This window comes from Shinella pollutisoli (genome assembly GCF_024609765.1).
In the GTDB taxonomy this organism is placed as follows: domain Bacteria; phylum Pseudomonadota; class Alphaproteobacteria; order Rhizobiales; family Rhizobiaceae; genus Shinella; species Shinella pollutisoli.
Window position 1 is genome coordinate 1 of record NZ_JANFDG010000029.1, and the last position, 16,876, is coordinate 16,876.

General features: G+C 67.6%; 18 protein-coding genes. 6 read left to right on the forward strand and 12 right to left on the reverse strand.

Annotated features, from left to right (window positions below):
- Positions 1-126: 126 nt before the first annotated feature.
- Positions 127-744, reverse strand: a complete 618-nt coding sequence (locus NNZ72_RS20400; RefSeq protein WP_257317419.1) for a hypothetical protein — start codon at positions 742-744, stop codon at positions 127-129.
- 193 nt (positions 745-937) lie between these two features.
- Between NNZ72_RS20400 and thrC the strand changes: the two genes are divergently transcribed.
- The 4 genes from thrC (at position 938) to NNZ72_RS20420 (ending at position 7,580) form a co-directional block, all read left to right on the forward strand.
- On the forward strand, positions 938-2,335 hold the full coding sequence (gene thrC, locus NNZ72_RS20405; RefSeq protein ID WP_257317420.1) for a threonine synthase: 1,398 nt from the start codon (positions 938-940) through the stop codon (positions 2,333-2,335).
- Positions 2,336-2,356: 21 nt separating this feature from the next.
- Positions 2,357-3,652, forward strand: a complete 1,296-nt coding sequence (locus tag NNZ72_RS20410; protein ID WP_257317421.1) for a M16 family metallopeptidase — start codon at positions 2,357-2,359, stop codon at positions 3,650-3,652.
- Between the two features lie 356 nt (positions 3,653-4,008).
- The gene (locus NNZ72_RS20415) at positions 4,009-4,641 is read left to right on the forward strand and encodes a GNAT family N-acetyltransferase (protein ID WP_257317422.1); all 633 of its coding nucleotides are present in this window, start codon (positions 4,009-4,011) and stop codon (positions 4,639-4,641) included.
- A 95-nt stretch (positions 4,642-4,736) separates the two neighbouring features.
- Complete coding sequence (locus NNZ72_RS20420) at positions 4,737-7,580, forward strand: EAL domain-containing protein (protein WP_371747797.1); 2,844 nt, start codon at positions 4,737-4,739, stop codon at positions 7,578-7,580.
- Between the two features lie 9 nt (positions 7,581-7,589).
- Here the strand turns inward: NNZ72_RS20420 and NNZ72_RS20425 are convergent, their stop codons facing one another.
- The 5 genes from NNZ72_RS20425 to NNZ72_RS20445 all read right to left on the reverse strand — a co-directional run bounded on the left by NNZ72_RS20425 (position 7,590) and on the right by NNZ72_RS20445 (position 10,412).
- A complete protein-coding gene (locus NNZ72_RS20425) occupies positions 7,590-7,895 on the reverse strand; it encodes a helix-turn-helix domain-containing protein (RefSeq protein ID WP_257317424.1) in 306 nt (101 codons plus the stop codon).
- A 1-nt stretch (position 7,896) separates the two neighbouring features.
- Positions 7,897-8,232, reverse strand: a complete 336-nt coding sequence (locus NNZ72_RS20430; RefSeq protein ID WP_257317425.1) for a type II toxin-antitoxin system RelE/ParE family toxin — start codon at positions 8,230-8,232, stop codon at positions 7,897-7,899.
- A 37-nt stretch (positions 8,233-8,269) separates the two neighbouring features.
- Positions 8,270-9,337: a zinc-binding metallopeptidase family protein gene (locus NNZ72_RS20435; RefSeq protein WP_257317426.1), complete on the reverse strand. Its 1,068-nt coding sequence runs from the start codon at positions 9,335-9,337 to the stop codon at positions 8,270-8,272.
- A 176-nt stretch (positions 9,338-9,513) separates the two neighbouring features.
- Entirely contained in the window at positions 9,514-9,705 is a 192-nt protein-coding gene (locus tag NNZ72_RS20440) for a CsbD family protein (protein ID WP_257317427.1), read from the reverse strand.
- Positions 9,706-9,806: 101 nt separating this feature from the next.
- Complete coding sequence (locus NNZ72_RS20445) at positions 9,807-10,412, reverse strand: YqgE/AlgH family protein (protein WP_257317428.1); 606 nt, start codon at positions 10,410-10,412, stop codon at positions 9,807-9,809.
- Between the two features lie 130 nt (positions 10,413-10,542).
- Here NNZ72_RS20445 and NNZ72_RS20450 point away from each other — a divergent pair, with 130 nt between their 5' ends.
- Together NNZ72_RS20450 and NNZ72_RS20455 are read left to right on the forward strand one after the other, a co-directional pair.
- A complete protein-coding gene (locus NNZ72_RS20450) occupies positions 10,543-11,340 on the forward strand; it encodes a protein-disulfide reductase DsbD domain-containing protein (protein ID WP_257317429.1) in 798 nt (265 codons plus the stop codon).
- A 45-nt stretch (positions 11,341-11,385) separates the two neighbouring features.
- Positions 11,386-11,871 (forward strand): peroxiredoxin, encoded by a 486-nt coding sequence (locus NNZ72_RS20455; RefSeq protein ID WP_257317430.1) that lies wholly within the window; start codon positions 11,386-11,388, stop codon positions 11,869-11,871.
- A gap of 47 nt (positions 11,872-11,918) precedes the next feature.
- Here NNZ72_RS20455 and rnhA read toward each other — a convergent pair whose 3' ends face one another.
- The 6 genes from rnhA to NNZ72_RS20485 all read right to left on the reverse strand — a co-directional run bounded on the left by rnhA (position 11,919) and on the right by NNZ72_RS20485 (position 16,835).
- Positions 11,919-12,368 carry a ribonuclease HI gene (rnhA, locus tag NNZ72_RS20460; RefSeq protein ID WP_257317431.1) on the reverse strand — a complete coding sequence of 150 codons (450 nt, stop codon included), beginning with the start codon at positions 12,366-12,368 and terminating at the stop codon, positions 11,919-11,921.
- Complete coding sequence (locus tag NNZ72_RS20465) at positions 12,365-13,330, reverse strand: homoserine kinase (RefSeq protein WP_257317432.1); 966 nt, start codon at positions 13,328-13,330, stop codon at positions 12,365-12,367. Before NNZ72_RS20465 ends, rnhA begins: the two co-directional genes overlap by 4 nt.
- 186 nt (positions 13,331-13,516) lie before the next feature.
- A complete protein-coding gene (gene ispH, locus NNZ72_RS20470; RefSeq protein ID WP_371747795.1) occupies positions 13,517-14,509 on the reverse strand; it encodes a 4-hydroxy-3-methylbut-2-enyl diphosphate reductase in 993 nt (330 codons plus the stop codon).
- 82 nt (positions 14,510-14,591) lie between these two features.
- Positions 14,592-15,335: an SURF1 family protein gene (locus NNZ72_RS20475; RefSeq protein ID WP_257317434.1), complete on the reverse strand. Its 744-nt coding sequence runs from the start codon at positions 15,333-15,335 to the stop codon at positions 14,592-14,594.
- Positions 15,328-15,711 (reverse strand): DUF983 domain-containing protein, encoded by a 384-nt coding sequence (locus NNZ72_RS20480; RefSeq protein ID WP_257317436.1) that lies wholly within the window; start codon positions 15,709-15,711, stop codon positions 15,328-15,330. The genes NNZ72_RS20475 and NNZ72_RS20480 overlap by 8 nt, the downstream gene beginning before the upstream one ends.
- A gap of 248 nt (positions 15,712-15,959) precedes the next feature.
- Positions 15,960-16,835: a cytochrome c oxidase subunit 3 gene (locus tag NNZ72_RS20485; RefSeq protein WP_257317437.1), complete on the reverse strand. Its 876-nt coding sequence runs from the start codon at positions 16,833-16,835 to the stop codon at positions 15,960-15,962.
- Positions 16,836-16,876 lie beyond the last annotated feature (41 nt).

Consider the following 16,876-nt stretch of genomic DNA (forward strand, 5'->3'; position numbering starts at 1 on the left):
ATAGCGAATAGCGAATAGCGAATAGCGAATAGCGAATAGCGAATAGCGAATAGCGAATAGCGAGATCGGGGAAACCGTTTCTGTCGTCAACCCTATTCGCTATTCGCCACTCGCTATTCGCTCATCTCACTTCGTATTATACGGCCCCTCGTCGAACCCCATGTAGAGCTTGGTGAAGTTGCCGGAACCGCCGGGCAGCGGGATGTTGGCGTGGCTGAAGATGAACTGGCCGGTGCCGGAATCGGCCGGGATCGTCGCCTCGAACTGGACGAGCTGCGAATAGAGCGTCTGCGTGCCGTCGGTGGCGGCGACGCGGATCGGCATGGTCACGGTGCCGGGCGTGCCGGCGGGACCCGTGACAATGCGGCCCTGCGCCATGACCGTGACGACGAGCTGGCTCTCGTTCAAGACGCAGCGGCGCGTCGTGTCGGCAAGCGTCGCCTGGAAGAGCAGCTTCTCCGGATCGTCCTTCGCGCCTTTCGCATATTTGCGGTAGACCGCCGTGCCGTCGCGCAGGAAGACCTGCGGGCAGCCGCCCTGGATGACGGCGGCCTGCTGCTGGGCCGCGGCGGGCTGGTCGCCGGTGGCAGCCGCGTCGCTGGAGACGCCGAGATTCGCGCTGTTGTCCGTCTGGTTGCAGCCGGCGAGGATCGCCAGGAGGGAGAGGCCGGCGAGGGTTCCACGCAATCGCGGACGCGAAACGGCTGCGGACTTCTGCTGCGATTGCTCTTGGCGGGTCGTCATTCCAAACACGTTACTGATACCCCTCGATCAGGCCGCGCCGCGGGTGCGCGGGCCTTTCGGATGTGGTGTGGCGGGCCTTTTCACGACCCCGGGCGATGGTCTATAGCAGCGGCGCGGCGAAAAATCGATTGTCGAATGGAACCGCCCGCAGAATTTCCGGCGCGCCTGCGCGATATTCCAAGGATTTGTGCTCGTGGACTATGTTTCGACGCGGGGCGAGGCCCCTTCCCTCGGTTTCTCCGATGCGCTTCTCGCCGGGCTCGCCCGCGACGGCGGCCTCTACGTGCCGCGCGAATGGCCGGTCTTCTCGAAGAAGGAGATCCGGCAGCTCCGCGGAAAATCCTACCAGGAGATCGCCTTCACGGTGCTGTCGCCCTTCGTCGAGGGCGACATCGCGCCGGAGGAGTTCCGGGCGATGATCGACGAGGCCTATGCCACGTTCCGCCATCCGGCGGTGGCGCCGCTGGTGCAGACCGGGCCGAACGCCTTCGTGCTGGAGCTCTTCCACGGCACGACGCTCGCCTTCAAGGACGTGGCGATGCAGCTCCTCGCCCGGCTGATGGACCATGCGCTGGCCGCCCGCGGCGAGCGCGCGACCATCGTCGGCGCGACCTCCGGCGACACCGGCGGCGCGGCCATCGATGCCTTTGCGGGCCGCGAGCGCACCGACATCTTCATCCTTTTCCCGCAGGGCAAGGTCTCGCCGGTGCAGCAGCGGCAGATGACGACCTCGACGGCGAAGAACGTGCACGCCATCGCCGTGAAAGGCAATTTCGACGACTGCCAGAACCTCGTGAAGGCGATGTTCAACGACCAGTCGTTCCGCGACCGGATGAAGCTCTCCGGCGTCAACTCGATCAACTGGGCGCGCATCATGGCCCAGATCGTCTACTACTTCACGAGCGCCGTGACGCTGGGCGCGCCGGACCGCAAGATCTCGTTCACCGTGCCGACCGGCAATTTCGGCGACATCTTCGCCGGCTACGCCGCCAAGCGCATGGGGCTTTCGATCGACAGGCTGGTGATCGCCACCAACGAGAACGACATCCTCGCCCGCACGCTGAAGACCGGCCGCTACGAGATGCGCGACGTCAAGGCCACCACCTCGCCGTCGATGGACATCCAGATCTCCTCCAACTTCGAGCGGCTGCTCTTCGAGGCGCACGGGCGCGACGCGGGCGCGGTGCGCCGCGCGATGGACGGCCTGAGGCAATCCGGCGCCTTCGAGATCGGCGAAGGCGCGCTGAAGGCGATCCGCAGGGAGTTCCGGGCCGGCCGCGCCTCGGAAAAGCAGGTCGCCGCGACGATCCGCGAGACGCTCGCCTCGACCGGCTACCTGCTCGACCCGCATTCGGCGATCGGCGTCTTCGTGGCGGCGAAGCACGAGAAGCCGGGTGCGCCGATGGTGACGCTCGCGACCGCCCATCCGGCGAAATTCCCCGCCGCAGTAAAATCCGCGAGCGGTATTGACCCGGCGCTTCCGACGTGGCTTGCTGATCTGATGCAAAGGGAGGAGCGGTTCGACGTCCTGGAAGCAAAGCTCGACAACGTGGAAGCCTTCATCGGCGACCATTCGCGGGTCCGGGGCTAGGAAGCGCGGAAAGTGCGGAAGATGAGAGTTGAGTGCACCCGGCTTCAATCCGGGTTGACCGTGGTGACGGAAACGATGCCCCATCTGGAGAGCGTGGCTCTCGGGGTCTGGATCAAGTCGGGATCGCGCAACGAAACCACGGACGAGCACGGCATCGCCCACCTCCTCGAGCACATGGCCTTCAAGGGCACGGCACGCCGCTCCGCCCGCGAGATCGCCGAGGAGATCGAGAACGTCGGCGGCGAGGTCAACGCCGCCACCTCCACCGAGACCACCTCCTACTACGCCCGCGTGCTGAAGGACCACGTGCCGCTGGCCGTCGACATCCTCGCCGACATCCTCACCGAGTCCGTCTTCGACGAGGAGGAGCTGCGCCGCGAGAAGCACGTCATCCTGCAGGAGATCGGCGCGGCCAACGACACGCCCGACGACGTCGTCTTCGACAAGTTCTCCGAGACCGCCTATCGCGGCCAGACGATCGGCCGGGCCATCCTCGGCACGCCGGAGACGGTGCTCTCCTTCTCGCCCGGCGAGATCCGCACCTATCTGTCGCGCAACTACACGACGGACCGCATGTTCGTGGTGGCGGCGGGCGCCGTCGAGCACGACGAGTTCGTGCGCCAGGTCGAACAGCGCTTCGCCTCGCTGCCGGTCGCGCCGAGCGCGCCGCCGGTCTTCGAGGCCGCGCGCTATTCGGGCGGCGACGTGCGCGAGACGCGCGACCTGATGGACGCGCAGGTCCTCCTCGGCTTCGAGGGCAAGGCCTATCATGCCCGCGACTTCTACTGTTCGCAGATCCTCGCCAACATCCTCGGCGGCGGCATGTCCTCGCGCCTCTTCCAGGAGGTACGCGAGCACCGCGGCCTCTGCTACTCGATCTACGCCTTCCACTGGGGCTTCTCCGACACCGGCATCTTCGGCATCCATGCGGCGACCGGCGGCGAGAACCTGCCGGAGTTGATGCCCGTCATCTTCGAGGAACTGCGCAGGGCCTCCGACCGTATCGACCAGCAGGAGATCGAGCGGGCGCGGGCGCAGATCCGCGCGCAGCTGCTGATGGGCCAGGAAAGCCCGGCCGCCCGCGCCGGCCAGATCGCCCGGCAGATGATGCTCTACGGCCGGCCGATCCCCAACGAGGAACTGATGGAGCGGCTCGCCGGCATCACCACCGAGCGGCTGACCGATCTCGCCGGCCGGCTCTTCTTCGACACAGTGCCCACCCTTTCGGCGATCGGCCCGCTGGACCAGCTCGTGCCCGCCGGCGACATCACGCGCTCCCTGTCGCGCGGGACGGAGGCGCAGCGGGCGGCGGGATAACGGCTGCGCGGCATTCGTGATACCCCCCTCTGGCTGCCGGCCATCTCCCTCTCAAGGGGGATTGTCGAATATGGCTCGACGCTGCCGGTTCCTCCTTCTCCCCGGCGGGGAGAAGGTGGCCCGAAGGGTCGGATGAGGGGGTTGGGCACGCCTTCGGCGTTCCCCCTCATCCCGCTGCCGCGACCTTCTCCCCGCCGGGGAGAAGGGACAGGCGGCACCCTCGGAACTCCATATGCGATAGCCCTGCTCGAGGGGGAGATGCCCGGCGGACCAGAGGGGTAGGCCATTTCCTCCATTTGACGCCGTCACACATACCGGCATAGTCTCGGCGCAGGCATGCCCGTGCGGAGGATTTGATGGCGAGGTCGGTTTTTCGGTTCCTGTCGCGGCAGTCCGAATCCGTCGAGCTTGCCGGCGAAGCGCATTTCCTCCGCCTGCCCCGCTACCAGGACTACCGGCAATGGTCGGCGCTGCGCTCGGAGAGCCGGCGCTTCCTCGAACCCTGGGAGCCGACCTGGCGCGGCGACGAGCTGAGCGAGAGCGCGTTTCGCGCCCGGGTCACGCGCAACGAGCAGGAATACGCCTCGGGTCAGGCCGTTCCCCTCCTCCTCTTCTCCCGGTCGGACAACGTGCTGCTCGGCGGCCTCACCGTCGGCTATATCCGCCGGGGTGCCGCGCAATGCTGCATGATCGGCTACTGGATGGGCGAGCGCCACGCCGGCAAGGGCCACATGTTCGCGGCGCTCAAACTGGTTATTCCCTACATCTTTTCCAGCCTTCAGTTGCACCGTATCGAGGCAGCCTGTATTCCAGACAACACGAGAAGCATACGCCTCCTTGAAAAGGCCGGCTTTCGGCGCGAAGGCTACCTCAGGGAGTATCTGAAGATAAACGGGGAGTGGCGCGACCACGTCATGTATTCGCTGCTTGCGGCCGACGCACGGCCGGGGCCGCAGACAAGCGTGATGCAGACGGACGCGGCCGGGTGAGGACAGCCAAGGGCAATGCAGTTTCCATGATCTTTTCCCGCCTGCCGCAAACGCCGCCCGCCGGCCGGCTGCTCGCGCTCGTCCTTCTGGCGGCCATGCTGCTCGTCGGCGCGCTTTCGGGCCTGGCGCACGCGGTCGAGCCGGTCCGGATCTCGCGCGACGACACCGCGCTCGACCTGACGGCGACGACGGAAATCTATACCGGCCGGGGCGAGGCCTTCCAGGTCTCGACCGCGCCCGGCACCGACGGCATCGTGCGGCGCATCGAGGTGCGCGCCACCTCCCCCGAGCATCAGGGCGACTGGGCGGTCTTCGCGCTCGCCAACGTCTCCGAGGAGCAGATCGACCGGGTGATCGTCGCGCCGCATTTCCGCCTCGTGCAGTCGAAGCTGTTCTGGCCGGACCTCGGCGCGAAGCGCATCCTCTCCATCACCCCGTCCGAAGGTTTTGCGCTCGACCGGCAGCCGAGCGACGAGGCGGACGTCTTCCGCATCACGCTGAATCCCGGCTCCGTCGTTACCTTCGTCGCCGAGCTCGCCACGCCCGACCTGCCGCAGATCTACCTCTGGGAGCCGGACGCCTACAAGGACACGGTCAACGCCTTCACGCTCTACCGCGGCATCGTGCTCGGCATCGCCGGCCTGCTCGCCGTCTTCCTCACCATCCTCTTCGTGGTGAAGGGCACCTCGATGCTGCCGGCGACGGCGGCGCTCGCCTGGGCGGTGCTCGGCTATATCTGCGTCGATTTCGGCTTCCTCTCCAAGCTCATCAGCATCACGGCCGGCGACGAGCGGATCTGGCGGGCGGGAACGGAGGTCTTCCTCGCCGCCGGCCTCGTCGTCTTCCTCTTCACCTATCTCAATCTCAACCGCTGGCACGCGCATCTCTCCTACGCCACGCTCGCCTGGGTGCTCGGCCTTGCGCTGCTCTTCGGCGTGGCGATCTACGACCCGCCGATCGCGTCCGGCATCGCCCGGCTCTCCTTCGCGCTCACCGGCTCGGTCGGCATCGTGCTGATCGCCTATCTCGGCTTCAACCGCTACGACCGGGCGATCCTGCTGGTGCCGGCCTGGGCGCTGATCCTCGTCTGGCTGTTCGGGGCCTGGCTGACGGTGACGGGCCAGCTCAACAACGACATCATCCAGCCGGCGCTCGGCGGCGGGCTGGTGCTGATCGTGCTGCTCATCGGCTTCACGGTGATGCAGCACGCGTTTGCCGGCGGCGCCTACGGCCAGGGCCTGTTCTCCGACCTCGAACGCCAGTCGCTGGCGCTGACGGGCTCCGGCGACACGGTCTGGGACTGGGACGTGGCGCGCGACCGCGTCGTCACCATTCCGGACATCTCCACCCAGCTCGGCCTTGCGCCCGGCGTCATGCACGGGCCGGCGAGGAACTGGCTGCCGCGCCTCCATCCGGACGACCGCGACCGTTTCCGCGCGACGCTCGACGTGCTGCTCGAACACCGCCGCGGGCGACTCAACCACCAGTTCCGCGTGCGCGCCGAGGACGGCCATTACCACTGGCTGTCGATCCGCGCCCGGCCGGTGCTCGGCGCCAACGGCGAGGTCATCCGCTGCGTCGGCACGATCATCGACATCACCGAGCAGCGCAATTCCGTCGACCGGCTGCTGCAGGACGCGCTGCACGACAACCTCACCGGCCTTCCCAACCGCCAGGTCTTCCTCGACCGGCTGCAGGCGATCCTGTCCTTGACGGGAAGCTCGGAAGAGGTGCGCCCGACCGTGCTCACCATCGACATCGACCGCTACAAGCAGGTGAACGACGCATTGGGCATCGCCGCCGGCGACAATATCCTGATCGCGCTGACGCGGCGGCTGCGCCGGCTGCTCAAGCCGCAGGACACGCTGGCGCGGCTTTCCGGCGACCAGTTCGGCCTGATCCTGATGTCGGAGCGCGACCCGGCCAAGGTCGCCGACTTCGCCGACGCCGTCAGCAAGGCGATCATGGTGCCGATCAACTTCGCCGGCCGCGAGATCATCCTGACGGCCTCGATCGGCCTCGTTTCCTGGGTCGACCAGCAGGAGGACGCCGCGGGCCTCCTCAACAACGCCGAGCTTGCCATGTACCGGGCGAAGAAGGCCGGCGGCAACCGCGTGGAGCCCTTCCGTCCCGCCTTCCGCACGCTCGGCGCGGACCGTCTCCAGATCGAGACGGACCTGCGCCGCGCCATCGAGCGCAAGGAACTGTCGCTCGCCTACCAGCCGATCGTCCGGCTCTCCGACGCCGAGATCGCCGGCTTCGAGGCGCTGATGCGCTGGGACCACCCGAAGCGCGGCAATATCTCGCCGGCCGAGTTCATCCCGATCGCCGAATCCTCCGACCTCATCGGCCAGCTCGGCCTCTTCGCGCTCGACCGCGCGGCGAGCGACCTGATGGACTGGCAGCTGCAGACGGGCGAGCTGCCGATCTTCGTCTCCGTCAACCTGTCGAGCGCCCAGCTCATCAACAACGAGCTCTACACCGATGTCCGCGCGGTGCTGGCGAAGACCCACTGTGCGCCGGAGAAGCTGAAGCTGGAGCTCACCGAATCGGTCGTGATGGAGAACCCGGAACAGGCCCGCCTGATCCTCACCAAGCTGAAGGAGGCGGGCCTCGGCCTCGCGCTCGACGATTTCGGCACCGGCCATTCCTCGCTCTCCTACCTCACCCGCTTCCCCTTCGACACGATCAAGATCGACAAGGCGCTGGTGCGCGACGGCTCGGACAAGCGCACGGTGCTGCTGCGCTCCGTCATCTCGATGGCGCGCGAGCTCGACATGCAGGTCGTGGCGGAAGGCATCGAGTCGGAGGAGGACGCCATCGAGCTCGGCAACATGGGCTGCGCCTACGGCCAGAGCTACCTCTTCGGCCCGCCGATCGGCTGCGATTCGGTGCAGCGGCTGCTGAAGGAGCGGTTTCCGCTGATGAAGCGGGCGTGAGGGGCGGCGTCAGGCGGCAAGGACACGAAGCACGGCTTCGGGTTCCTTCTCCATGACGCGCAGGAGCGTGCGGGCGGCGCCGCTCGGTTGCCGCTGTCCCTGTTCCCATTTGCGGTAACCGGAAACGCTCGTTCCCAGGAAGCGCGCCATCTGCTCCTGCGTCAGGTTGAGGTTCCTGCGAATGGCCTTGGGATCGACGCCGTCAGCGTCGACGGTATGGACGATCGTGCCATGCAAGGGGCTGCCCGAGGCATGGGCAAGCGCCTCGGACAACGCTTGGGAAAGCTCGCTTCCAAACGCCGTCTTCTTTGTCATATCACTTGCTCCTCTGATGCTGTTTTATCGCCTTCGCAATCGCAGCAACCGTCTTCTTCTCCGCAGGCGACAGATCCGTGCGAACGCTCTTGGCATAGACGAGCAGGGCGTAGATCGGTGCCTCATCGCCATACCAGTAATAGATCACGCGCGCACCGCCGCGCTTGCCCTTGCCGCCCGCTGAGAAGCGCAGCTTGCGAACGCCGCCCGTGCCGGGAATCTCGTCTCCCATCAACGGATATGCCGCAAGATAGTCGATCAGCGCCGTGCGCTCTTCCGGCGAGAAGATCGCCTCCGCCTGCCGGATGAACGTTGGAAGCTCGACGACCGTCTGCATGATTGAACATAACCCATTGGGCTATGCTTTCCAAGCATCATTCCGCCGATTCATGCACCAGCCGATTGATGAAATCCAGCTTCTCCACCACCGGCGGCGGCAGGACGAAGGGGTAGCTGTCGGGCTGGCCCATCGAGCGCTGGATGGCGTTGAGCGCGACGCTGAGCGGTATCCAGGCCTCGACGAGGCGGGCGGCGTCCGGGGCGCGGTAGGGGTCGAAGGTCACCTCGGCCTCCAGCTCCGCGTGGCCCTTCGGGTCGGTGACGAGGCCGAAGGCGCGGGCGGTCTCCAGCGTGTCGACGATGTGGAAGAAATGCGCCCAGCACTCGGCGAAATCCTCGGCCGGATGGCTGCTCGCGTAGGTGCTGATGAAATGCTGCTGCCAATCGGCGGGCGGGCCTTCGTCGTAGTTGCGCCGGAGGGCCGCGGCGTAATCCGCGCGCTCGTCGCCGAACAGGCGGCGGGCTTCCTCCAGCGTCGCCTCGTCGCGCACCAGCCGCTGCCAGTAGAAATGGCCGATCTCGTGGCGGAAATGGCCGAGCAGCGAACGGTAGGGCTCGTTCATCGACACGCGCACGCTCTCGCGCACCTCGTCGTCGGCTTCGGCCGCGCGCAGGCTGATCAGCCCCGCCTCGTGGCCGGTCATGGCGGCGGAAACGACGTTGCCGTTTTCGTCCAGCTCGTCGGCGAGGAAATCGAAGACGAGGCCGCCCTCCGGATCCTCCTCGCGCGTCGGGCGCGGCAGGTTCCAGCGCAGCAGCGAATAGAAGAGATGGCGCTGGGCGAGGCCGATGCGACGCCAGCGTTCGAGGCCGCGCGGATCCGTGACGGGCACGATGCGGTTGTGACGGCAGGCCTCGCAGAAGGCGTGCGGGCCGTCGGCCGGCACCAGCCAGTTGCAGACCCCGTGTAGGGCGTTGTCGCAGAAGCGGTAGAGCGCGCCGCCCCCGCCCGGCGCCAGCGCCCACAGGCCCTCGCCCGCCGGCACGAGCGCGTGCAGCGTCACGTCCCCGGCGACGAAACCGAGCATGGCGCCGCAGCGGACGCAGAGGCGGTTGTCGAAGTGGACGGTCTGCCCGCAGGTGCGGCAGGTGAAGAGCTTCATCGATCCCCCCATCCGGAAGGCGGCTTCGGCCCGCCTCCCTCGATGGGGAGGTCGCCGCGCAGCGGCGGGCGGGGATGAACCGCCGGCATTTTGATATGCCGCTTCACCCCACCCCGGACCGGCAGTCCGACCCTCCCCGTCGAGGGGAGGGTAAGCGTGCCGCGAGCGCCGACCGCTTACAGCCGGTCGACGGCGCCCTTCACCGCGTCCTTGGCCTTGCCGACGGCCTTCTGGGTCTTGCCCTTGGCTTCCTGGCCGGCGCCCTCGGCGCGCAGCTTCGGGCTGTCGGTCGCCTTGCCGACGGCCTGCTTGGCCTTGCCGGCCATCTCGTTGGCGGTGCCCTTGATCTTGTCGGAGGTGCTGCCCATCGTTCTGCTCCCTTGCTGAACCGCATGATCATTCATGCCGCCGGAAAACGGGACGGAGGGAGACAAGTTCCAGGGATGCGGAAAAAATCCGCGTGAATGCGTCAGGCGTGCCCCGCCTCGGCGGAGAGCATGGCGGGGGTGACGCCCATCAGCGCCAGCGCCCGCTCGTACTTGCTGTCGAGGTTGGTGTCGAAGATCAGCTCCTCCTGCGCCGGGCAGGTCAGCCAGCCGTTCGCGCCGATCTCGCTCTCGATCTGGCCGGCGCCCCAGCCGGCATAGCCGAGCATCATCAGCCCGCGCCGGGGGCCGCGGCCGCGGGTGATGGCCTTGACGATGTCGAGCGTCGCCGTGAGGCAGATGTCGTCGCTGACGGGAATGCTCGATTCGGACATGTAGTCGTCCGAATGCAGCACGAAGCCGCGGCCGCTCTCCACCGGCCCGCCGCTGCGGATCGGGAAGTCGCGCGTGGCGCCCGGCAGGCGGATCAGCTCCTCCTCGCCGACGAGCTGGAGGTGCAGCAGCACGTCGGAAAAGCTCAGCGGCTGCGGCCGGTTGATGACGAAGCCCATCGCCCCGTCCTCGGAATGGGCGCAGATATAGACGACCGTGCGGGCGAAATTGGTGTCGGCCATGTTCGGCATGGCGATCAGGAAGTGACCGTCAAGGAAACCGCGCTCGCGCCTGTTTCTCAGCACCGAAATAGCCATAGCCCCACCAGCCTACCAATTCGCCGGCAAATGAAAAGCTCTCTTTTTGCGCCCCGACGATCAAGCATTTATGATCGTTCCCGGCGCTTTGCCGCTGGAAAGCGGCCCGCGCCGGCGCTAGACCTTCGGCATGACGCGCTTCCGCACGGCCCTCGCCGCCCTCGTTCCGCTCCTCCTCCTGCCCCCCGCGGCGCTCGCCGCCGCCTCGGCATGGGTCGCCACGCCCGGCGGGGATGTGCGGCTGGTGGCGCTGCCGGCGGATGCCTCCGGCCGGGTGCGGGCGATGCTCGACATCCGCCTCCACGACGGCTGGAAGACCTATTGGCGCGATCCCGGCGGCGCCGGCATCCCGCCGGCCCTGACGGCGACGGGGGCGAGGCTCGAGGCGGTGCGCTTTCCCGTGCCGAAGCGGCTCGGCGACGCGGAGCTGCACTATGTCGGCTACGACGCGCCGGTCGCCCTGCCGCTGACGCTCACGGACGTCTCCGGGCCGGTGACGCTCTCCGTCTTCCTTGGCGTGTGCAAGGAGATCTGCATTCCCGTGCAGGCGGAGCTTGGCGTCGACCCGCGGCAGGAAGCCTTCGCCAACCCGCTGGAGGAGACGGCGATCGCCGCCGCCGAGGCGAAGCTGCCGCCCGCCGCCGCCGAAGACCTCGCGCCGCTCTCCGGCCGCTGGTCGGCCGACGGCAAGACGCTCACCGTGCGCTTCCGCGCGCCGGAGGGCGGCGGGCCGCCGGAGGTCTATGTCTCGGGTCCCGACGACATCCAGTTCGGCCCGGCGGGCGCGGCAAGGCGCGACGGTGAAGCCTATGTCGCCGACGTGCCGGTGCTCTACCGGCCGAAGGCCTTCGACGCGGCGGCGGGGCCCGTCCTCCTTGCCGTGCGCATCGGCACGCGCACGATGGAAGCCCCGCTTGCGATCGAGTGATCCGCCTCTATATTGCCCGCACGTCACCAGAAAAGGGAGAGACCCGTGACCATAGCCGTTGGCGACAAGCTGCCCGACCTCAAGCTCAAGGAACGCACGCCGGACGGCCCGGCCGACGTCTCCACAAACGACCTCTTCAAGGGCCGGCGCGTCGTGCTCTTCGCCGTGCCCGGCGCCTTCACGCCGACCTGCTCGCTGAACCACCTGCCGGGCTATCTTGAAAACCGCGACGCCATCCTCGCCAAGGGCGTGGACGACATCGTCGTCGTCGCGGTCAACGACCATCACGTCATGGGCGCCTGGGCAAATTCCACCGGGGCGGCCGGCAAGCTGCGCTTCATCGCCGACTGGGACGCCGCCTTCACCAAGGCGCTCGGCCTCGACGCCGACCTCTCCGGCGGCGGCCTCGGTGTCCGCTCCAAGCGCTATTCCATGCTCGTCGACGACGGCGTGGTGAAGACGCTCAACATAGAGGAAAGCCCCGGCCAGGCGACCGTCTCGGCGGCGGCTGCGATGATCGGGCAGCTGTGAGGCAGTAGGGAAGATAGCCGGTTTTCCGGATTCCTACTGCCTAATTCCTATTGCCTATTGCCTGCCTTGAACGGCGCCATGCCCCCGCGCGCCAGCTCGTCGGCGCGTTCGTTTTCCGGGTGGCCGGCGTGGCCGCGGACCCAGTGCCACTCGACCTTGTGGCGCAGCCGGGCCTCGTCGAGGGCCTGCCAGAGGTCGCCGTTCTTCACCGGCTTCCTGTCGGCCGTCTTCCAGCCGTTCTTCTTCCAGCCGTGGATCCATTTCGAAATGCCGTCCATGACGTATTTCGAGTCCGTGTAGAGGTCGACCTCGCAGGGGCTCTTCAGCGCGGTGAGCGCGCTGACGGCGGCGGTCAGCTCCATGCGGTTGTTGGTCGTCAGCGCCTCGCCGCCGGAAAGCTCCTTCTCGACCTCGCCGTAGCGCAGCACCGCGCCCCAGCCGCCCGGGCCGGGATTGCCCGAGCAGGCCCCGTCCGTGAAGATGTCGACGTGCTTCATCGCGCAAGCCCGTATTCGGCCGGACCCGCCACCTGCCGGTGGAAGCGCAGCTTGCGCAGATATTCGAGCGGGTCCTTCTTCACCACCAGCGCGCCCTCCGGCGTCGTCAGCCAGTCGTAGAGCCGCGTCAGGAAGAAGCGCAGCGCCGAGCCGCGGGAGAGCAGCGGCAGCGCCGCCGCCTCGGCCTCCGACAGCGGCCGCACGCTCTCGTAGCCGGCCAGCAACGCCATGCCCTTCGTCAGGTTGAAGGCGCCGTCCTTCTCGAAGCACCAGGCGTTGAGGCAGATCGAGACGTCGTAGGCGAGGAGGTCGTTGCAGGCAAAGTAGAAGTCGATCAGGCCGGAGAGCCGTTCGCCGATGAAGAAGACGTTGTCCGGGAAGAGGTCGGCATGGATGACGCCGGCCGGCAGGTCCTTCGGCCAGCGGGCTTCGAGGAAGGCGAGCTCGCCGCCGATCTCCGCCTGCAGGCCCGTCTCCACCTCGTCGGCGCGGCCGGCCGACTTCTCCCAGAGCGGCCGCCAGCCGTCGACGGAGAGCGCGTTGCGGCGGGTGAGCGAAAAGCCCTCGCCGGCGAGATGCATCTCGGCGAGCGCCCGGCCGACCTCGCGGCAATGCTTCGCCGCGGGCTTGCGCAGCCACATGCCTTCGAGGAAGGAGATCATCGCGGCGGGGCGGCCGGAGAGCTCGCCGAGCAGCGCGCCGTCGTTCCTCGGCAGCGGCAGCGGGCAGGACAGGCCCTTCTCCGCCAGATGGTGCATCAGGCCGAGGAAGAAGGGCAGGTCGCCCGGGTCGACGCGCTTCTCGTAGAGCGTCAGGATGAAGGCGCCCTTCGTCGTGTGCAGGAGGAAATTGGAGTTCTCGACGCCCTCGGCGATGCCCTTGTAGGAGGTGAGCGTGCCGGCGTCGTAGGCGGTGAGGAAGCGGGCGAGGTCGTCCTCGGTGATGTCGGTGTAAACGGCCACGGCGGGTCTCAGGTTGGGATAGTATGGACAGGTTTGATGGGGATCAGGCCCCTCACCTGCCTGTCGGCATCCTCTCCCCGCAAGCGGGGCGAGGAAGGATGGGCGCGCCGGCTTCCTCCTTCTCCCCGTTTACGGGGAGAAGGTCCCGGCAGGGGGATGAGGGGCGGACGCCCGAGGAGAACCGTACTATTCGCCATTCACGAAGGCCATGTCGGCGGCGGTGAGTTCGATGGCGCGCAGTTCCCGGTTGACGAGGAAGTGCTCGTTCTCCTCGACGGTGTCGGCAAGCTCCACCTTCGCGTCGTAGCGGGCGCGGAAGGCCTCGATGATCTCGTTGACGATAACCTCGGGCGCCGAGGCGCCGGCGGAGAGGCCGACGGTGCGGATGGCGCCGATCGCCTCCCAGTCGATCTCGGCGGCGCGCTGGACGAGCACGGAGCGCGTCGCCCCGGCGCGCAGCGCCACCTCGACGAGGCGCTTGGAGTTCGACGAGTTCGGCGCGCCGACGACGAGGAAGAGGTCGCAGCCGGGCGCCGCCTGCTTCACCGCCTCCTGCCGGTTCGTGGTGGCGTAGCAGATCGAATCGGCGGCGGGCGCCGTGAGATTCGGGAAGCGCTCGTGCAGGCGCTTGATGACGCCGGCCGTGTCGTCCACCGACAGCGTCGTCTGGGTGACGTAGCCGAGATTGTCCGGATCCGGCGGCACGTAGGCGTCGGCGTCGGCGACGGTCTCGACCAGCGAGACGGAGCCTTCCGGAAGCTGGCCCATGGTGCCGATCACCTCCGGGTGGCCGGCATGACCGATCAGCACGACGTGGCGGCCCTGGCGCTGGTGGCGCATCGCCTGCTTGTGCACCTTGGAGACGAGCGGGCAGGTCGCGTCGAGATAGAAGAGGTTGCGCGCCTGCGCATCCTCCGGCACCGACTTCGGCACGCCGTGGGCGGAGAAGACGACGGGCTGCTTGCGGTGCTCCTCGGGAATCTCGTCGAGCTCCTCGACGAAGATCGCGCCCTTCGCCTCCAGGCCCTCGACGACATAGCGGTTGTGGACGATCTCGTGGCGGACATAGACCGGCGCGCCGTAGGCCTTCAGCGCCAGCACCACGATCTGGATCGCCCGGTCGACGCCGGCGCAGAAGCCGCGCGGCCCGCAGAGCCGGATCGTGAGGGGGGATTTCACCTGCATGTCCATCGGATCGTCGCCGTCCTTTCGGTTCGCCCCGGGTTTACCACAAAATGCCGCGAGGAAAAGGCTCCCGCCCTCAGGAACGCCGCCGGAAGACGTAGAAGCCGCTGACGAGCACCAGCGCCAGCGCCAGCCCGTACCAGGTGACGGCGTATTGCAGGTGGTTGTTCGGCAGGTCGAACTGGGTGACGCCGCCGATCGGCAGGCCTTTCGGGTTCGGCGCGTCGCCGGCATCGACGAAGAAGGGCACCAGCCGGTCGGGCCCAATCCCGGTGCTCGCCGCCATCGCGTCGAGGTCCTTCCAGTAGAAGACGTTCTTGGCGAGGTCGTTGTCGGGCACCAGCGAGGACGGCTTTTCCGCGAGCCGCGCGCGGGCGAGCCCGGTCACCGTCTGCACGCCGGTCAGTTGCCCCTGCTTGCGCATCTCCGGCTCCTTCGCCTCGAAGGGCACGAAACCGCGGTTGACGAAGAGGAAGCGGCCGTCGGCAAGCGCCAGCGGCGTATAGACGTGGTAGCCCGTCCGGCCGCGCCAGGTGGCGAAGAAATGCCGCTCGCGGTCGTTGGCGAAGGTGCCGGTGACCGTCACCGGGCGGTATTCGATGTCCTCGCCGCGCGCCGCCATCGCCTCGATCTCGGCGAGCGGCGCCGGGGGCGCGACGCGGCGTTCCGCCATGTCGGCGAGCAGCGCCTCCTTCCAGAAAAGCCGCTGCACCTGCCAGGTGCCGAGCGACAGCAGGATGGCGAGCGCCGCGAGCACCAGGGCGACGGAAAGCGTCGTGCGCACCCTGCCCGGCCGGCGGCCCGCCTGTGCCTCAGCCACGGTCGATCTCGCCGGGCCGCGCGTTGTTGCGGTATTGCAGCGCGATCAGCACGCCCTTGAGCACGCGCATCACCGTGAGGCCGAGGACGATCGTCAGCGGTATCCACATGATGAAATGCACCCAGAGCGGCGGGTTGACGTTGACCTCCGTCCACAGCGCCGCGCCGACGACGATGAAGCCGACGATCAGGAGAACGAAGACCACCGGCCCGTCGCCCGAATCGGCGAAGGAATAGTCGAGCCCGCAATTGCTGCAGGCCGGCCTCACCTTCAGCAGCCCGTCGAACAGCCGGCCCTCGCCGCAGCGCGGGCAGCGGCCGCGCGCGCCGGCGCTGAAGGGATCGACCGGCGGAAAGAGCGCCTTGTCCTCATCCATGATCGGTATCCGTCCTCGTGCGGTTGCGGGCCCCTCACCTGCCTGCCGGCATCCTCTCTCCGCAGGCGGGGCGAGGAACGATGGGCTCACGGTTTTCCTCCTTCTCCCCGTTTACGGGGAGAGACGGTCCCGGCAGGGGGATGAGGGGCAAATCCGGATGCCGGTATAGCCGCCTCGCCCCTTCGCGTCCAACCCAAAAGCAAACGGCCGCATCGCTGCGGCCGTTCGGTTCCTTCGTGCCGGCGAAATCAGCCGTGCACCGGCGCGCCCCAGCCGCCCCAGATGTAGATGGCGAAGAAGAGGAAGAGCCAGACGACGTCGACGAAGTGCCAGTACCAGGCGGCCGCCTCGAAGCCGAAATGCTGCTTCGGCGTGAAGTCGCCGCGCATGGCGCGGACGAGGCAGACGATCAGGAAGATCGTGCCCACCAGCACGTGGAAGCCGTGGAAGCCGGTCGCCATGAAGAAGGTCGCGCCGTAGATCGAATCCTTGAAGGCGAAGGGCGCATGCGCATACTCGTAGGCCTGCACGAAGGAGAACAGGATGCCGAGCGCGACGGTCAGCGCCAGGCCGTTGACGAGGCCCTTGCGGTCGTTGTGGAGCAGCGCGTGGTGCGCCCAGGTCACGCAGGTGCCGGAGAGCAGCAGGATCACCGTGTTGTAGAGCGGCAGGTGCCAGGGATCGAGCACCTCGATGCCCTTCGGCGGCCAGACGCCGCCGGTGTGCTCGACGCGGGCGGCCTGGATCGCCTCGCCCGGGAACAGGCTGGCGTCGAAGAAGGCCCAGAACCAGGCGACGAAGAACATCACCTCGGAGGCGATGAACATGATCATGCCGTAGCGCAGGTGCAGCGAGACGACGCGGGTGTGGTGTCCCTCATGCGCTTCCTTCACCGTGTCGGCCCACCAGCCGTACATGGTGTAGAGGACGATCAGGAGGCCGATGAAGAAGATCCACGGCGTGGCGAGGTCGAGGCCGAAGAGATGCAGCGAGCCGCCCGACAGGTAGCGCATGTAGGCGACGCCGCCGATCGCCAGCACGAAGGCGCCGATCGAGGCGAGCAGCGGCCACGGGCTGGGGTCGATGATGTGGTAGTCGTGTTTCTTCTGGTGCGCATCGGCCATGTGACTTATCCCCGAATGTATCGCTTCAGCTCCCGGCATAG